This window comes from uncultured Veillonella sp. (assembly GCF_963522475.1).
GTDB lineage: Bacteria > Bacillota > Negativicutes > Veillonellales > Veillonellaceae > Veillonella.
The window spans coordinates 100,632-115,856 of the sequence record NZ_CAUQYW010000002.1; the positions used below are offsets into that span (position 1 = coordinate 100,632).

General features: G+C 37.0%; 17 protein-coding genes and 1 tRNA gene. All 18 read left to right on the forward strand.

Annotation, left to right across the window (positions count from 1 at the left end):
* Window positions 1–4: 4 nt before the first annotated feature.
* The 18 genes from RWP19_RS01810 (at window position 5) to RWP19_RS01895 (ending at window position 15,026) form a co-directional block, all read left to right on the forward strand.
* Window positions 5–646, forward strand: coding sequence for a phosphatidylserine decarboxylase family protein (locus tag RWP19_RS01810; protein ID WP_295210391.1), 642 nt, complete (start codon window positions 5–7; stop codon window positions 644–646).
* Window positions 639–1,310 carry a CDP-diacylglycerol--serine O-phosphatidyltransferase gene (gene pssA / locus RWP19_RS01815; protein WP_314356240.1) on the forward strand — a complete coding sequence of 224 codons (672 nt, stop codon included), beginning with the start codon at window positions 639–641 and terminating at the stop codon, window positions 1,308–1,310. The genes RWP19_RS01810 and pssA overlap by 8 nt, the downstream gene beginning before the upstream one ends.
* A 19-nt stretch (window positions 1,311–1,329) precedes the next feature.
* Complete coding sequence (locus tag RWP19_RS01820) at window positions 1,330–2,592, forward strand: glycosyltransferase family 2 protein (RefSeq protein ID WP_105085711.1); 1,263 nt, start codon at window positions 1,330–1,332, stop codon at window positions 2,590–2,592.
* Between the two features lie 17 nt (window positions 2,593–2,609).
* Window positions 2,610–3,371 (forward strand): 5'/3'-nucleotidase SurE, encoded by a 762-nt coding sequence (gene surE, locus RWP19_RS01825; RefSeq protein ID WP_314356241.1) that lies wholly within the window; start codon window positions 2,610–2,612, stop codon window positions 3,369–3,371.
* Between the two features lie 54 nt (window positions 3,372–3,425).
* Window positions 3,426–3,509, forward strand: a tRNA-Leu gene (locus RWP19_RS01830).
* 103 nt (window positions 3,510–3,612) lie between these two features.
* Entirely contained in the window at window positions 3,613–4,404 is a 792-nt protein-coding gene (locus tag RWP19_RS01835; protein WP_314356242.1) for a hypothetical protein, read from the forward strand.
* A 68-nt stretch (window positions 4,405–4,472) separates the two neighbouring features.
* Complete coding sequence (acpS, locus tag RWP19_RS01840) at window positions 4,473–4,844, forward strand: holo-ACP synthase (RefSeq protein ID WP_314356244.1); 372 nt, start codon at window positions 4,473–4,475, stop codon at window positions 4,842–4,844.
* 1 nt (window position 4,845) lies between these two features.
* Entirely contained in the window at window positions 4,846–6,417 is a 1,572-nt protein-coding gene (locus tag RWP19_RS01845) for an NAD(P)H-hydrate dehydratase (RefSeq protein WP_314356245.1), read from the forward strand.
* 2 nt (window positions 6,418–6,419) lie between these two features.
* Window positions 6,420–7,364 (forward strand): ComEC/Rec2 family competence protein, encoded by a 945-nt coding sequence (locus tag RWP19_RS01850; RefSeq protein ID WP_314356246.1) that lies wholly within the window; start codon window positions 6,420–6,422, stop codon window positions 7,362–7,364.
* A gap of 244 nt (window positions 7,365–7,608) precedes the next feature.
* Window positions 7,609–8,706 carry an N-acetylmuramoyl-L-alanine amidase gene (locus tag RWP19_RS01855; protein ID WP_314356247.1) on the forward strand — a complete coding sequence of 366 codons (1,098 nt, stop codon included), beginning with the start codon at window positions 7,609–7,611 and terminating at the stop codon, window positions 8,704–8,706.
* A gap of 3 nt (window positions 8,707–8,709) precedes the next feature.
* Window positions 8,710–9,270, forward strand: a complete 561-nt coding sequence (locus tag RWP19_RS01860) for a GerMN domain-containing protein (protein ID WP_314356248.1) — start codon at window positions 8,710–8,712, stop codon at window positions 9,268–9,270.
* Between the two features lie 114 nt (window positions 9,271–9,384).
* Window positions 9,385–10,365: a thiamine-phosphate kinase gene (thiL, locus tag RWP19_RS01865; RefSeq protein WP_314356249.1), complete on the forward strand. Its 981-nt coding sequence runs from the start codon at window positions 9,385–9,387 to the stop codon at window positions 10,363–10,365.
* Window positions 10,355–10,849 (forward strand): tRNA (adenosine(37)-N6)-threonylcarbamoyltransferase complex ATPase subunit type 1 TsaE, encoded by a 495-nt coding sequence (gene tsaE / locus RWP19_RS01870; RefSeq protein WP_314356250.1) that lies wholly within the window; start codon window positions 10,355–10,357, stop codon window positions 10,847–10,849. Before thiL ends, tsaE begins: the two co-directional genes overlap by 11 nt.
* On the forward strand, window positions 10,833–11,591 hold the full coding sequence (gene tsaB, locus RWP19_RS01875; protein ID WP_314356251.1) for a tRNA (adenosine(37)-N6)-threonylcarbamoyltransferase complex dimerization subunit type 1 TsaB: 759 nt from the start codon (window positions 10,833–10,835) through the stop codon (window positions 11,589–11,591). The genes tsaE and tsaB overlap by 17 nt, the downstream gene beginning before the upstream one ends.
* Window positions 11,591–12,040 carry a ribosomal protein S18-alanine N-acetyltransferase gene (gene rimI, locus RWP19_RS01880; protein ID WP_314356252.1) on the forward strand — a complete coding sequence of 150 codons (450 nt, stop codon included), beginning with the start codon at window positions 11,591–11,593 and terminating at the stop codon, window positions 12,038–12,040. Before tsaB ends, rimI begins: the two co-directional genes overlap by 1 nt.
* Window positions 12,037–13,068 (forward strand): tRNA (adenosine(37)-N6)-threonylcarbamoyltransferase complex transferase subunit TsaD, encoded by a 1,032-nt coding sequence (gene tsaD / locus RWP19_RS01885; protein WP_314356253.1) that lies wholly within the window; start codon window positions 12,037–12,039, stop codon window positions 13,066–13,068. The genes rimI and tsaD overlap by 4 nt, the downstream gene beginning before the upstream one ends.
* 2 nt (window positions 13,069–13,070) lie before the next feature.
* On the forward strand, window positions 13,071–14,459 hold the full coding sequence (locus RWP19_RS01890; RefSeq protein ID WP_314356254.1) for a sensor histidine kinase: 1,389 nt from the start codon (window positions 13,071–13,073) through the stop codon (window positions 14,457–14,459).
* Window positions 14,460–15,026, forward strand: coding sequence for a response regulator (locus tag RWP19_RS01895; RefSeq protein WP_314356255.1), 567 nt, complete (start codon window positions 14,460–14,462; stop codon window positions 15,024–15,026).
* The last annotated feature ends 199 nt before the right edge of the window (window positions 15,027–15,225 follow it).

The window sequence follows — 15,225 nt, forward strand, 5'->3', positions numbered from 1 at the left end:
AATCGTGCCTACAGGACCAATAATTAAGGAAGGGTTTCCACTGATAGGGGCTATGCTCATTATCACGGTGGTGTTAGGATTTTTAGGACATTATGTAATTGCGATTGTTTCATTTATTTTGGCATTATTTTTCGTCAATTTTTTTAGAAATCCTAAACGTGTAATCCCTCAAGATCCAGATTTAATTTTATCTCCAGCGGATGGTAAAATTATGGATATTTCTGATGTATACGAAGATATTTACTTACATAAAGAGTGTAAAAAAGTAACTATTTTCTTGTCTGTTTTTGACGTACATGCTAATCGTGCGCCTATTGATGGTAAAATTACGTACCGTCACTACACGATGGGCAGTTTCTTGCCTGCGTTTAAAGATAGTGTAGGGTTTGAAAATGAACGTCATACTATTTGTATTGAAAATACTCGTACTTCCGTATTAGTAACACAAATTGCAGGTCTTTTAGCGCGTCGTATCGTATCTTGGACTGATCTCGATAGTGTGCTTGAACGCGGTCAATTGTACGGGATGATTAAATTCGGTTCTTGTACTGAAATCTACATGGATAAGGATGTAGAATTGTTCGTGGAAAAAGGTCAACATATTACAGGTGGAGATACTGTTATCGGGAGGTTGCGTCATGAATAAATCTATTATTCCAAATTTATTTACCAGTGCTAATTTAGCTTTTGGTGTTCTAGGTATCACATTCTCTGCTACAGGGAATACCTTCTATGCTGCTATTTGTGTACTATTATCCTTAGTTGCTGATGGCTTAGATGGTCGTGTAGCGAGAGCTTTAGGTGTGGCAGGACCTATGGGTCGTGAATTAGACTCTTTGTCAGATGTTGTAGGCTTTGGTGTAGCACCAGCTTATATGTTATATATGAAAGAGCTTTATGGTTTGGGATGGATTGCCTATGTACCATTATTAGTATTTGCTGTATTGGGCGCATTCCGTCTTGCTCGCTTTAACATTAAAACTGAAGAAGTTCATGGTTACTTTGAAGGGTTGCCAATTCCAGCTGCAGGTTGCTTGGCGGCTACCTACGTGTTGAGTGGTGTAGCGGTGCCTCAATTTGTATTGGTGGTTTGTATGATTGGTGTTGGCTTCTTAATGGTTAGTGAAGTCAAGTATCCAGACTTCAAAGGTAAAACTGCAATCTATATTAATAAGCTTTCCATTGTACTTACTGCCATTTTTGTTGTAGCTTGTCTCGTATATGATTGGCATACATGGGCAGTAATGATTTTTGCAGGCTATGTGATGTTTGGTCTCATTAATGGGGCGTTAAATATAGTACGTAAATAAGTGTGTGGAGGATAATAGTATGAATTACCTACTGGATCTGATATTGATCCCTATGCAGGTAATAATCGTAATTTATACGGTTTATTATTTTGTGCTCGCCGTAATTGGTATGTGGCGGTCTCGAGTACATAAAAACTATACCCCTAAAAATTCTTTTGCCATCGTTGTGTGTGCTCATAATGAGGAAGCGGTAGTTGGTGAGTTAGTAAAAAACTTACGTAGTTTGGATTACCCTGATGAGTTGTACGATATCTTTGTTGTTGCCGATAACTGTACAGATAAGACTGCTGAAGTGGCAAGCGCTGCAGGTGCTAATGTACATGAACGATTCAATAAAGAAGAAGTAGGCAAAGGCTATGCCATGGGGTGGATGTTTGATCGTGTGGAAAAAATGGATCGGAAATATGATGCCTTTCTTATCTTTGATGCCGATAATTTAGTACATCCTCAATTTATGTTAGAAATGAATGATCATCTTGAAAAAGGTGAGTCTGTAATTCAAGGGTACTTAAACTCTAAAAACCCAACAGATTCTTGGGTTGCCGGTACATTTTCTATCATGTTTTGGATGGTTAATCATATGTGGCATTTGGCAAAATACCGAATTGGATTATCCACTGCACTAGGTGGTACTGGTATGTGTATACGTACATCTATCATCCGTGAATATGGCTGGGATTGTAATAGCTTGACTGAGGATATGGAATTTTCTATGAAGTTATTAACACATGGCCTTAAAACTACTTGGGCTCACGATGCCATTGTATACGATGAAAAGGTTACGACTATGATGGCTTCTTGTAAACAACGTTTACGTTGGGCACAAGGTCAATTTGATTGTGCAGATCGATATATACCTAAATTATTTGCCGCAGGTATTAAACAAGGTAATATCGTTATTTTGGATGGTATTTTACAAGTTAGTCAGCCTTATTTCTTGTTGTTGACAACTATATATTTAGTATTTTCATATATCAATGCATATGTGCCGATTTATACAAATATTTTGTATCAAATTATGCCGATGTCTGTATGGCAAATTATCGGTATTGGTCAATATTTGTTCCCACTTATTGTGTTGTTAAAAATTAAGGTACCACCTAAAATTTGGTTCTACTATTTGTTATATCCAATTTTTGTGTACTCTTGGGTTCCAGTAAATATTTTAGGTTGGTTCCGTCGTCATAATAAGGAATGGTCTCATACAGTACATACACGAGCTGTTGGTTTGAATGACGTAAAATTAACACGTATGGGCAATATGAATAAGAATAAAAAATAGAATCTTTAGGAGTGACTATGCATATTTTAATGTGTAATGATGATGGTATTTTAGCAGATGGTTTACGTCGTCTTGCATCGTACTTAAGTCAATATTATCGAATTACCGTTGTAGCACCTGCAAATGAGCAAAGTGCTAAATCCCATGCATTGACGACGGAGATTCCTTTAAAATTAGACGCGTACAATGGCGAGGATGAAAATCCTCGCCTTTATGCTCTAACGGGAACTCCTTCTGATTGCATGAAGTTTGGCCTTAGTTATTTATTGACTGATGATATGCCTGATCTTGTGATTTCAGGTATTAACCATGGCTTTAATCTGGGTTCAGATGTGCTATATTCTGGTACTGTATCTGCTGCTATGGAAAGTTGTTTTTATGGCATTCCAGGGTTAGCATTATCTGTGGAACGATATTCTCCTGAACGAGGGGATGAAATGCATCCCTTTATCCATGAATTGATAGAAAAAATTTATGTGAAAGGGAATTTTGATGGCCTATTAAATGTAAACTTTCCGTTACGTGGCGTATGCGATTGGGATCATTTTAAAATGGTTAGTCAAGGTTTACAAACTTATAGCAATATTATTGATGCTCGCATTAACTCAAGAGGACAAGATTACTATTGGTTGGCAGGCGAGCTAGATTATGGTGCTGAAAGTGTTCCAACTGATGTAGAATATGCTCGTAAAGGCTATATAACAGGTGTAGCTCTTACGTGGAAGCAACAATGTGATATCGGTATGGAAGCGGTCCAAAATATTTTAGATGAAATATAAAAAATGTGTTGACATTGTTTTGGGATATCTGTATAATAACAAATGTTCCGAGACGCCGGAGTGGCGGAATGGCAGACGCACTTGACTCAAAATCAAGCGGGTAACACCGTGTGGGTTCAAGTCCCACCTCCGGCACCAATTTTAGGCGGTAAGACTTTTGTCTTACCGCCTATTTTTTATATATTTATATTTATGAATTAATATACGATTGTATATATTTTTGTTAGCTTGAGGTGATAATATGGATCAAGGTGTGATTAATTATATTGCTAATGTTTTTGATATACCAAAGCTTGCACAACCTGTAAGTGCTGTCCAAATGCCTTTACCGTTAACACGATTGGCTGAGATACCATTAGATAGTTCTGTTAATCAGTGCCAAGGCTTTTGTTATAACTCAAAGAAAGATGTATTTGTCCTCGCATGTATAAATGCTGATAACACAAAGCAAATTATTTATGAAATTAATCCTACAACGTTGCAAGTAGTTGCTAAGTATGAATATAGTCAAAAACGTTTGTTAGGTCATATGAATACTTTAACATATAATCCGAATAACAATCGTTACTATACGACTAATGCTGTTGTAGATGGATATATTGTTACACCTATTGAAGCTGATAGTATGATTGTTGAGGTACCTATTAAATTAAAAGAAAAGGTATTTAATTTTGCCTATGATAAAGAGCGTAACGAATATGTATCGATTGTGCCTTTAACAAACTCTCATCGTACTATTAACTACTATGACTCTAATTTTAATAAGATAAAAACCTATAAGATTGATGCAGAGCATACAGATTTAAATAATAATGGCGCTTATGCTGCCAATGGTAACACTATTTTTACAACCTTAACGACCTTCGTTTTCGTCAATGATGAAGGCGTAGTAAAGAATATAAGCCCTTATACTTCAGGAATGGAAGTAGAGGATATGGATTATCGCAATGGTCAGATGTATGTGGCGGTTAACCGTAACGGTAAGGTAGAAATTTATAGTCTACCCACATTACCATTCTCTTTAAATGCCTAGATATTATCTATGTTTTTATCCACTTTAAGAGTGTATAATATAAATGTTAGGTTGATTTAGGAGTTATTATGAAATTAGGGAATGATATTATAGAAATTGACCGCATCCGTCAAGCTATAGAGAAATCGCAATCATTTCGTGATCGTGTGTATACGCCTCATGAGATTGATTATTGTGAAAGCCGAAAGAAGAGTTGTTATGAGTCTTATGCTGGCATATATGCTGCAAAAGAGGCTTTCATTAAAGCGTTAGGAACGGGAATGCGTCATGGATCATGGCAAGATATAGAAATTGGTCATGATGAATTAGGGGCTCCCTTAATTCGTTTACAAGATACCTTCAAAGAAATTTATGAAATATCAGGCTATACTAATTTACATGTGTCAATTAGTCATTGCAAAGCATATGCAATGAGTACAGTTATTCTTGAAGGAGCATAAGATGAAAATATTAACAACGGAAGATGCTCGATTTATAGATCAAGAGGTTCCAAAACAGATAGGTGTTTCTTTAGAAATTTTAATGGAAAATGCAGGACGTGGCATCGTAGACGCTTTGTGGGGCGAGTATGACTTGTTTTCATTAGATACTGCACACTCTATTAACAGTTTTGTTCTATTTATCTGTGGTACAGGAAATAACGGAGCCGATGGTCTTGTATCAGCCCGTCATCTATTAGAGCAAGGTGTACCTGTGCAGATTGCTATAGTAGGAAATATAAGCCAATGTAGTGACTTATTTAGAGTTCAATTAGAACGTTGTGAATCAATGGGTTGTATCATCGATATGTATGATGAATTTAATGATTGGTCAAATGTATCCATCGTTGTAGAAGGCATTATGGGAACCGGGTTAACCGGATGTCTTCGAGATACGACAATAGATATATTACACGATATAGATACCATGCGTAGTCAATATAATTTTGATTTATGGGCTATTGATGTACCTGCAGGTTTAGATGCATCTTCTGGTCAAATTTCAGAGGGAACATTGGAGTATGATTATACGGTTACCTTTGGCGCTATTAAACAAGGCTTGTTATTGTATCCTGGTAAGGTTGTAGGGGGAACCGTTATTGTGGCACCTCTAGGAGCGCCTTGGCAACAAGTGTTAGTTAATCGTGATAGTACGTTAACGATTGATTCAGATTTAGCAGCAACACTAATTAATTATCGCATTCCAATGGCTCATAAGGGTGTGAATGGGAATACATTAATTCTCGGTGGTTCTAGTGATATGGTAGGAGCCCCTATGTTGGCTGCAGAAGCTGCTGTTCATAGTGGCGCGGGTAAAGTTACATTAGGTGTTCCAGAGGCAATTAAACGAGTAGTACAAGGACGTATTATACCGGAAGTGATGGTTACTTCTATCAATGAAAATCACGCTCTTTATGAAGGTCGTCAAGTAGTTGCTATTGGCCCCGGTTTGGGGCGTACTACAGATATTCCGGACTTAGTAAATCATGTTATTGATTGCTATGAAGGGGCTTTAGTTATTGATGCTGATGCATTATATGCATTAGGTCATGTGGGGGTTGTAGATAAAGATGCATTGCGAGATGGAAAGGTTGAGTCTATATATAAGATGAAACGACATTTACCATACTGCGTGATGACGCCTCATTTAGGTGAATTTAGTAGACTTATTGATTTACCTATAAAATGGATTGAACGTCACTATATTACATTGGCAAGAGCATTTGCTAAGGCTCATCAAGTAGTGCTTGTTCTAAAAGGAATTCCTTCTGTTGTAGCACTACCTGATGGTACAGTATATGTTAATACTATCGGAAACGCTGGTATGGGAACTGGTGGTATGGGGGATGTATTAACCGGAGTCATTGCAGGCTTTATCAGCCAAGGCTATTCCTTACAGGATAGTGCCATTTTAGGGGTCTATGTACATAGCCGCAGTGCAGATATACTAAGTGATACGAAAACTTGGGGATATACACCTAGTGATGTAAGTACTTCTATAGGCTGTGTCATTAGTGAATTATTGGGAGAATAAGGATGACAAATAAAATACAACGCTTTATAGCTTTTTTATTAGTGCTATGTATTCCAATCTTTGCTATTGCAGGATGTACGAATAAAGATGTAGTTAATGCTGCATCTCAGACTAGTTCTAGTACAAATGAAGGCTATTCTATCGATACTAAGCAAACGAACCCTGAAGGTCATCTAGACGTATATATGTTAGATATCGGTCAAGGGGATGCTATACTGCTTAAGGTTGGCGATGAATATAGTATGATTGATACAGGTGACATAGAGCATCGTGAAAATATTGTAGCTCAGCTAAAATCTATGGGTGTTACTAAGTTAAAAAATATTATCATTACACATCCACATGCTGATCATATGGGTGGCTTCTATGCTATTGCGAAAGCTATGCCCATTGAACATGTGTATGATGATGGCATTTCTGTTGATAATAATATGTATAAAACCTATGAAAAATGGATTGATAAAAATAAAATCCAACGGTCTACATTGCGTAGTGGAGATGTAGTTGATTTTGGTCATGGTGCTGTATTTGTAGTATACGCGCCATGGGCGGAACCTTTAACAGATAAAAAAGGGGCTCCAGATCTTAATAATAACTCTATTGTAGGTAAATTAATTTTTGGTAAATTCTCTATGCTCTTTACTGGTGATGCAGAATTACAAGAAGAGAAAAAACTCATAAAAGAGCAGAACTCTAGACTATTTGCTCGCGTTCTTAAGGTAGGACATCACGGTTCTCGCACAAGTAGCTCTGAAGATTTTTTGAAATCTATCAAACCAGAAAGTGCATTAATTTCGAATGGCATGTATAATAGTTATGGTCATCCTCACGATGTAACATTACGTCGCTTGCAGGAGAATAATATTGCCATTTACCGTACAGATACGATGGGACGTATTCACATTAGTACGGATGGGAATGAATGGCAAATTACAACTGAACGTTAGTGTTGATTATATAGCACAAAAAATAATTTTAAGCAACTGATTTTTGTGAGTACTATATAAGGACTTTGTATAGTAATATGTGTAATCGCATACTAATCTTCATGTTTATATGAAATAATCTATCTATAATCTAACATTAGTTTATGGATAGATTGGAACGATGAGACTTTGATTCACAAAGATATCATCGACTCATCTCTATGGTTTGGACACTACGTATGTCAGTTAGATTGGAGTGAATGTATTGCGTAAACTATTTTTTATGTGCCTTGCTGTCTTGATGGCGATACCACTATTCTTGACTCAAGCAAAGGCAGCTAATCTTGAAGATGCTCGATGGGTGACACGAACTGATGCACCGGTACCATATGTTCGTATGGTGATGGATTTATCAGCACCGGTGAAAGCGTCTGCATCGATTAGCAAAGATGGGAAAACTACGACTGTTACCTTAAAGAACACAAAGCTAAAAACTGCTAAAGCAAATATTAATATGGATTCTAGCATAGCTAGTTCTGCTAGACTCACAGAAGATGGCAGAGATGTGAAGGTAACAATCAAGACACCTTCATCTATCGATACGAGTGATGTAAAGGTATTTTCCTTGAAGAAAGATACGGTTACTAAGAAACCGTATCGCATCGTTGTAGATGTACAGAAAAAAGGTGTGGCACCTAAACCTGCTTATTATGGTAAGCGTCCATCTCCTTCTGCACATCCTGCAAAAAATATGCCTACAGGATCCGGCAATTATTCTATTAGCGGTGGTCTATCTGGTAAAACAATTACTATTGATCCAGGTCATGGTGGTAGTGATTCTGGTGCCGTTGGACCAAATGGTATACAAGAAAAGAATATTACACTACCGATTTCTATGTACTTGAAAAAAGCTCTAGAAAATCGTGGCGCTAAAGTACTTATGACTCGTACTACAGACGTAGATGTATATGGTCCTAATGCAAGTGGTGTTGATGAATTGGGTGCTCGTGTTAATGTAGCAAATCGCAGCAATTCTGATGCTCTTATAAGCGTTCATATTAACGCTTTTAACAACCCAAGTGTTGGTGGTATTGCAACATACTACTATACTAAAACAGGTAATGATGCTCGTTTAGCACAAAAGGTACAATCTCAAATTGCTAGTGTTCCAGGTTTTAATGGTGACCGAGGCATTCAAGAAGGTAACTTATATGTGTTGAGACATTCCAACATGCCTGCAGTTCTTGTAGAGCTTGGTTTTATTTCCAACCCTAATGAGGAACGTATATTGCAATCTCCTCAAACACAAGAAGACTTTGCTAATCGCATTGCTAATGGTATTGCTAGTTACTTTGGAGGTTAATCGATGAAATTACGTAAACAAGTTCTGTCGATCCTCTGCGTAGGTTTGCTTGCATTTGCAGCGGGGTGTACACCTAATCAAGCACCTACAACAGGTAAAAGTGAACCTGTGCAAGAGACGAAAGTCAATAAGGATGCAGAAACAACAAAAGCATCTCAAGAAATGGTTAAGATGGCCTTCTTTGTGCCAGCAGAGGATGGTTCAGGGGTAACACAATCAACCGTTGAGATGGAGGCGGATAAAGTAACGCCTAAAGCGGCTCTTCTAGCGATGTTAAAAGCTGATAGAGCACAAAAGTATCCAGTATTCTCTAAGGATATTGAAATCACATCCGTTACTGTAAAGGATGGCATTGCTTCTGTAGAGGTGAATGACGCTTTTGTAAAAGGTAATGGAGGGGACTTAGCTGTTAAATTACAAATGGCTGCCATTGTAAATACATTGACATCTTTCGATAATATTAATGGTGTTCTCTTCGTTAGCAATGGTAAAAAGGTTACTACAGTAGGCTCCTTTGATACGAAAGATCCAGTTAAACGGATGACAAACCTAATTAAAAAATAATAATATTAGGCTCATGGATAGCAGATAGTTGATATATCAACTATCTGCTATTTTTGTTGTCTTTTATATATGTTACAATACAATATATATATAAATCGGAAGCCAGGTGATGAGATGCAATTAAAAGATGTAGGGGAATTTAATTTCATTCGCCACATTCAAGACAATACTATACATGATCCAAACACTGTGATTACAGGGATTGGTGATGACTGTGCAGTATATAGTACTACAGATAAAACAGATCAACTTATTAGTACTGATACGATGGTGGAAGGGGTCCATTTTAGCTTTCATTATATGATGCCCTATGATGTAGGTTATCGTCTCATGACGGCTAATTTAAGCGATATAGCTGCTATGGGTGGAACGCCAAGGCAGATTGTTTTATCTGTTGCTGCACCAGAACATATTGATACTGCTATACTTGATGAAATTTATCGAGGCATAAAAGATCAATGTAAAAGATATCATCTTAATATACTTGGTGGTGATACGGTGCGTACGGAAGGACCTATGGTATGGACGGTTACCATTATAGGTGATGTTCCTACTGGTTCTGCTATTATGCGCAGTGGTGCAAAGGTTGGAGATGTTGTAGGCATTACAAATTATGTAGGTTATGCTGCTACAGGTTTGGGAGCCTTATCATATAATTTAGAAGGCTATCATATGACGAAGGTTGGTCATCAACGTCCAGATCCTCAAATTGAACTAGGTCAACAATTGAGACAACTAGGAATTCATAGTATGAATGATATTAGTGATGGTCTTGGTAGTGAGTTAAACGAAATTGCAACGGCTAGCAATGTATCTATTGTGATAGAGGAACAAGCAATACCACTCCATGAGGAAACCTATGAATTAGCTCAGTATTTGCATACTCACCCAGTGGATTATGCATTGTATGGTGGTGAGGACTTTCAACTGGTATTTACGGCACCTAAATCATTACTTCCTGAATTAGAAAAGTTAGGTGGCATTACAATCATTGGTGAAGTTGTATCTGGACCAAGTCAGGTTCAGATGGTAACACTTGATAAGATGATTAAGACCATAGAAGCGAAAGGATATAATCATTTTCATGAATCATAAGGCACAGGTTCAATTAGAGACACATACAGTAGAAGATACACAACAATTTGGGCATTTATTAGGCAAATGGGTCAAAGAAACTAGCAATCCTTTATGTATCGCCTTAATTGGTGATTTAGGGACAGGAAAAACACATCTATCCCAAGGCATTGCTAAAGGTTTTGGCATTACTGAGGAGATTACGAGTCCTACTTTTGCCATCATGAATACTTATGAGGTTGATAGAACACATTTATATCATTTTGATGTCTATCGTTTAGATGATATTAGTGAATTAGAAAATATTGGCTTCTATGAATATACAGAGGATTGTGTATCCATTGTGGAATGGGCTGATAAATTTTCTGAAGAATTACCAGATGAAACATTATGGATATACTTAACTCGTATTGATGACACAAGTCGATCCATTACATTAAGCAGTGAGTATCTTTCAGAAGACAACTTAGTAGAAATAGGAGGCCCATATGTGGTTAGGAATTGAGACAAGCTCACTTGTATCAAGTGTGGCCTTGATGGATAAAAAAAGCTTGATTGGTGAATTAACTATTCAAGCTGGATTAACTCATTCTGAACAACTGATCCCTCATATTGACATGTTATTGCGTGCCTCTCAAGTTAAAAAGAATGAGTTAAAAGGTATTATAGTTAGTATCGGTCCAGGTTCTTTTACGGGTTTGCGTATTGGCATGGGTACAGCAAAAGCAATGGCTTATGCATTACAAATTCCATTATATGGGGTCATGACTATGGATAGTTTAGCTCATAACGTAGCCAATACAGACCGTACAATTTGTACTGTTATCGACGCTCAGAAAAAGCATGTATATGCCGGATTGTATCGATTTGAAAATAATGAACTAGTATGTAAAGAAGAACCTTTTGTAATTGCTGCGAGTGATTTATTAGAAAAATTCAGAGAAACTAAGGAAGCTGTACTATTCTTAGGTGATGGTATCAAGCGTATTGAAAAGCTTTTGGATGAAAGTGATACGAACTTGACCATTTTAGACATTTCTCAATGTATTCCAAAAGCCAGTTCATTACTCATAGCAGGACGAGAATTCATAGAGCGTGAAGAGACATCTGATCCTATGGATATGGTTCCTTATTATATCCGTCGCTCTGAGGCTGAGGTATTGTGGGAAGAACGACATAAGGATAATCTTGAAATGTTAAATCAAAATCCTACAGTTGTAGTGACTGAAGCAGCAGGTGCAGAGTAATGGAGATTCGTTTGGCAACCATAAATGATGCTCAAGCTATTTATGATATAGAACAACAGTCCTTTTCTGTTCCATGGAGTTTGGAATCAGTTACTGCAGAACTTGAAGGGGCAGATAATAAACTGTACATGGTTATTTGTGAAGATAATAGTATTGTTGGTTATGCAGGGGCATGGCTCGTATACGATGAAGGTCAAATAACTAATATTGCCATTATTCCTTCTGCTCGTAGCAAGGGATATGGTTCAAAACTTACTAAACAATTAATAGATGAATGTTTTAAGAGAGGTATGCATGAAATCTTCTTAGAGGTACGCATATCTAATTTGCCTGCCTTGGCAATGTATAGAAATTTAGGATTCACTGTAAAAGGAATACGTAAAGACTATTATTCAGAGCCAAAAGAGGATGCTTATATTATGTCTCTCGTATCAGAGGAAATAGAATGAGTATATACACATTAGCCTTGGAAAGTAGTTGTGATGAAACATCTGCATCCGTTCTAAAGGATGGACGCACCGTTTTATCTAATGTTATTTCTAGCCAAGTGCCTATTCATAGAAAATTTGGTGGCGTTGTGCCAGAGATTGCTTCACGTCATCATATAGAACAAGTTATACCTGTTATAGATCAAGCATTGCATGATGCAAATGTAACTTTAAAGGATATCGACCATATTGGTGTTACCTATGGACCAGGATTAGTAGGTGCTCTATTAGTGGGGGTTGCTGCTGCGAAGGGATTATCCTTTGCTACAGGTATTCCTTTGGTACCAGTTCATCATATGGAAGGCCATATTTTTGCGAATTTCTTAGCTAATCCTGAATTGGAACCGCCATTTTTGAGCCTCGTTGTATCTGGTGGCCATACAATGCTAGTCCATGTAAAAGGATATGAAGAGTTTGATATCCTTGGTCAGACTCGCGATGATGCTGCTGGTGAAGCATTTGATAAAATTGCTCGTGTTATGGGGTTTCCGTATCCCGGTGGACCTCACATCGATGCTCTAGCTCTTGAAGGTAATCCAGATGCTATTGAATTTCCAAAGGCGTTGAGTGAGCCGGGTAATTTTGAATTTAGCTTTAGTGGATTGAAATCTGCAGTGTTAAATTATTTAAATAGCAAGCAACAAAAGAATGAATCTATTCATCAAGCCGATGTAGCAGCATCTTTTCAAAAGGCTATTGTTGATGTATTAGTTGAAAAAACGAAAGATGCAGCTCATACATTAGGTGAAACGCGTATTACCATTGCGGGTGGCGTATCTGCTAATAAGGGGTTACAACAAGCCTTAGAGGTTATGTGTAAGGAAGAAGGCTTTACATACTATAAGCCTCATAAAATCTTATCTACTGATAATGCGGCAATGATTGGATGTCGTGCTTATTACATGGCACAAGCTGGTAAATTTGCCGATTTAACATTGAATGCAAAACCAAGTGTAGAAATTGGTCATGTATCTTGGAAAGAGGATTGATTGTGGATATTGGTCAAGATATTTTGAATACAACACCATTAGGCCCCTTACAAACCTCATTACTTGAGCATATTAGTAAACTTATATCCTTTGGCGAGTCGTTGACACGTCAAAGGATACAGATTTTTACGCCTCTCTTAGAGAAATCACAAGGTGATATGCAGCAATGTACTGATATGCTCTGTATTGAACGTAGTGATCAAGGTATTGTTACTCGACAATTAAAAGGAAATCATACTTGGCAGTCTATGTTGGAAAATGGTCAACCTCTTATAGGTAGTGAGTATGATCAGCGTCAACATGTTTTTCCAGTTGTAGACAATGGGGGCCGTATTATTGGTGGTATTTCCTTTACATTGTCTCCGTCTATCAAGATAGAACAATATGAACAAGAATATACTTTATCTGATACTATGCAACGGCTCATGTTGACTGCTACAGACGAACAAATACAATCGTATGAGCCAATTTCCTATTTTGACGGTTTAATTATCTTTGATGATTCTCATAGAATTCTGTATGGTAATGAGGCCGCTATACAATTAGTAGATTTATTAGGTTTTGATAGACGACTAGTAGGTTCATCAATTTTCAGTAGTACCTTAAAAATTTCCGCCATACAACAAGTATTGGATGATAGAACAATATATACTAGTGAAGAAATTTATCAAGATATGGTAATCCGGCAACATATGATTCCTATTGCCATGGGGCGTAATGAAACGCGTTGTTTCCTCGTACTTCATGATTGTACGCGTGAAAGTAAGCAGCAACAAGAATTACTAGTAAAAAACTCTATTATTAAAGAGGTTCATCATCGTGTGAAAAACAATTTACAAACCGTAGCGGGTTTGTTGCGTATGGAAGCAAGACGCTCTAGCTTGCCTGAAGTTAAACAAGCTTTGCAAGAGGGAATTAATCGTATTGAAAGTATGGCTTTAGTTCATGATATTGTTTCCCATTATGATGAGGATTATATTGGTATTCGGTCAATCTATGACGAGCTATGCCGTTTGTTGCGTATGAGTATGGTTCGACAAGATCAAGAGGTAACCTTTACCTATAGTGGGGAGGATATATTGATTTCCTCAAATATGGCGAGCTATGTATCCCTCATAATTAATGAGTTAATTACTAATAGTCTTGAACATGGTTTAGATGGTAAAAACGGAGAAATTCGTTTAACCGTTACAGAATTAGACGGATATATTGCACTGGCTTTCTCTGATACAGGAAAAGGATTGCCCCGAGAGTTCTCTATTAATTCAAATAGGAGATTAGGACTTACTATAATAAATAATTTGGTTGCCCATGAGTTAAAAGGTAAGCTATCTATTGAAAATACAGATGTTGGTGTACTAGTGACAATACATATGAAGAAGGAGAAGTAAATGCGCGTTTTAATAGTGGATGATGAATCCCTTATACGTATGGATCTACGCGATATTATTGAATCCTGTGGTCATGAAGTAGTAGCAGAAGGTACTAATGGCGTTGAAGCTATCAAGCTTTGTAAAGAATATAAGCCTGATATTATTTTAATGGATGTAAAAATGCCGGAATTAGATGGTATTGAAGCAGCACGCCAAATTGGTTTTCACCATGAAGCCCCTGTAGTACTATTAACAAGTTATAGCCAACAGGATTTAATTGATAAAGCTAGAGAATCAGGCGTATATGGCTATTTAATAAAGCCTGTCCGTGAAGAACAATTGGTTCCAACCTTAGAGATGGCATTAGGTCGATATAATAGTGATGCTCAGTTACGTGAAAAAATGGTAGAATTGGAACAATCATTAGAAGCTCGTAAAATCATTCAAAAGGGGACGGGTATATTGATGGAGCTATACTCTATATCTGAAGAGGAAGCTTATAATCGTATTCGAGCACTAAGTATGAAGAAACGTGATACGATTGTTAATATTTGCAAAGCAGTAATTAATCAAGTTACAAAATAGATAAAAGACTAGTATAAGTATCAAAACTTATACTAGTTTTTTTACGTTTTAAATCAAATAAAAAGTAAAAAGTCAAAAAATCAAAATTTCTGCTTGCATTTATTTTGTCATAGGTTATAATAATACATGTGATTAGCACTCAGTAACTTAGAGTGCTAATAAATTGTAAATAATTACTAGTAAATAAGGAGTGACATCA

Excerpts from the sequence above, each read along its gene's own strand:
- RWP19_RS01895 (WP_314356255.1), top strand. The coding sequence starts at position 14,460 with ATGCGCGTTTTAATAGTGGATGATGAATCCCTTATACGTATGGATCTA.
- RWP19_RS01820 (WP_105085711.1), top strand. The coding sequence starts at position 1,330 with ATGAATTACCTACTGGATCTGATATTGATCCCTATGCAGGTAATAATC.
- acpS (WP_314356244.1), top strand. The coding sequence starts at position 4,473 with ATGAAATTAGGGAATGATATTATAGAAATTGACCGCATCCGTCAAGCT.
- RWP19_RS01850 (WP_314356246.1), top strand. The coding sequence starts at position 6,420 with ATGACAAATAAAATACAACGCTTTATAGCTTTTTTATTAGTGCTATGT.
- pssA (WP_314356240.1), top strand. The coding sequence starts at position 639 with ATGAATAAATCTATTATTCCAAATTTATTTACCAGTGCTAATTTAGCT.
- rimI (WP_314356252.1), top strand. The coding sequence starts at position 11,591 with ATGGAGATTCGTTTGGCAACCATAAATGATGCTCAAGCTATTTATGAT.
- surE (WP_314356241.1), top strand. The coding sequence starts at position 2,610 with ATGCATATTTTAATGTGTAATGATGATGGTATTTTAGCAGATGGTTTA.
- tsaD (WP_314356253.1), top strand. The coding sequence starts at position 12,037 with ATGAGTATATACACATTAGCCTTGGAAAGTAGTTGTGATGAAACATCT.
- tsaB (WP_314356251.1), top strand. The coding sequence starts at position 10,833 with ATGTGGTTAGGAATTGAGACAAGCTCACTTGTATCAAGTGTGGCCTTG.
- RWP19_RS01835 (WP_314356242.1), top strand. The coding sequence starts at position 3,613 with ATGGATCAAGGTGTGATTAATTATATTGCTAATGTTTTTGATATACCA.
- RWP19_RS01845 (WP_314356245.1), top strand. The coding sequence starts at position 4,846 with ATGAAAATATTAACAACGGAAGATGCTCGATTTATAGATCAAGAGGTT.
- thiL (WP_314356249.1), top strand. The coding sequence starts at position 9,385 with ATGCAATTAAAAGATGTAGGGGAATTTAATTTCATTCGCCACATTCAA.
- tsaE (WP_314356250.1), top strand. The coding sequence starts at position 10,355 with ATGAATCATAAGGCACAGGTTCAATTAGAGACACATACAGTAGAAGAT.
- RWP19_RS01860 (WP_314356248.1), top strand. The coding sequence starts at position 8,710 with ATGAAATTACGTAAACAAGTTCTGTCGATCCTCTGCGTAGGTTTGCTT.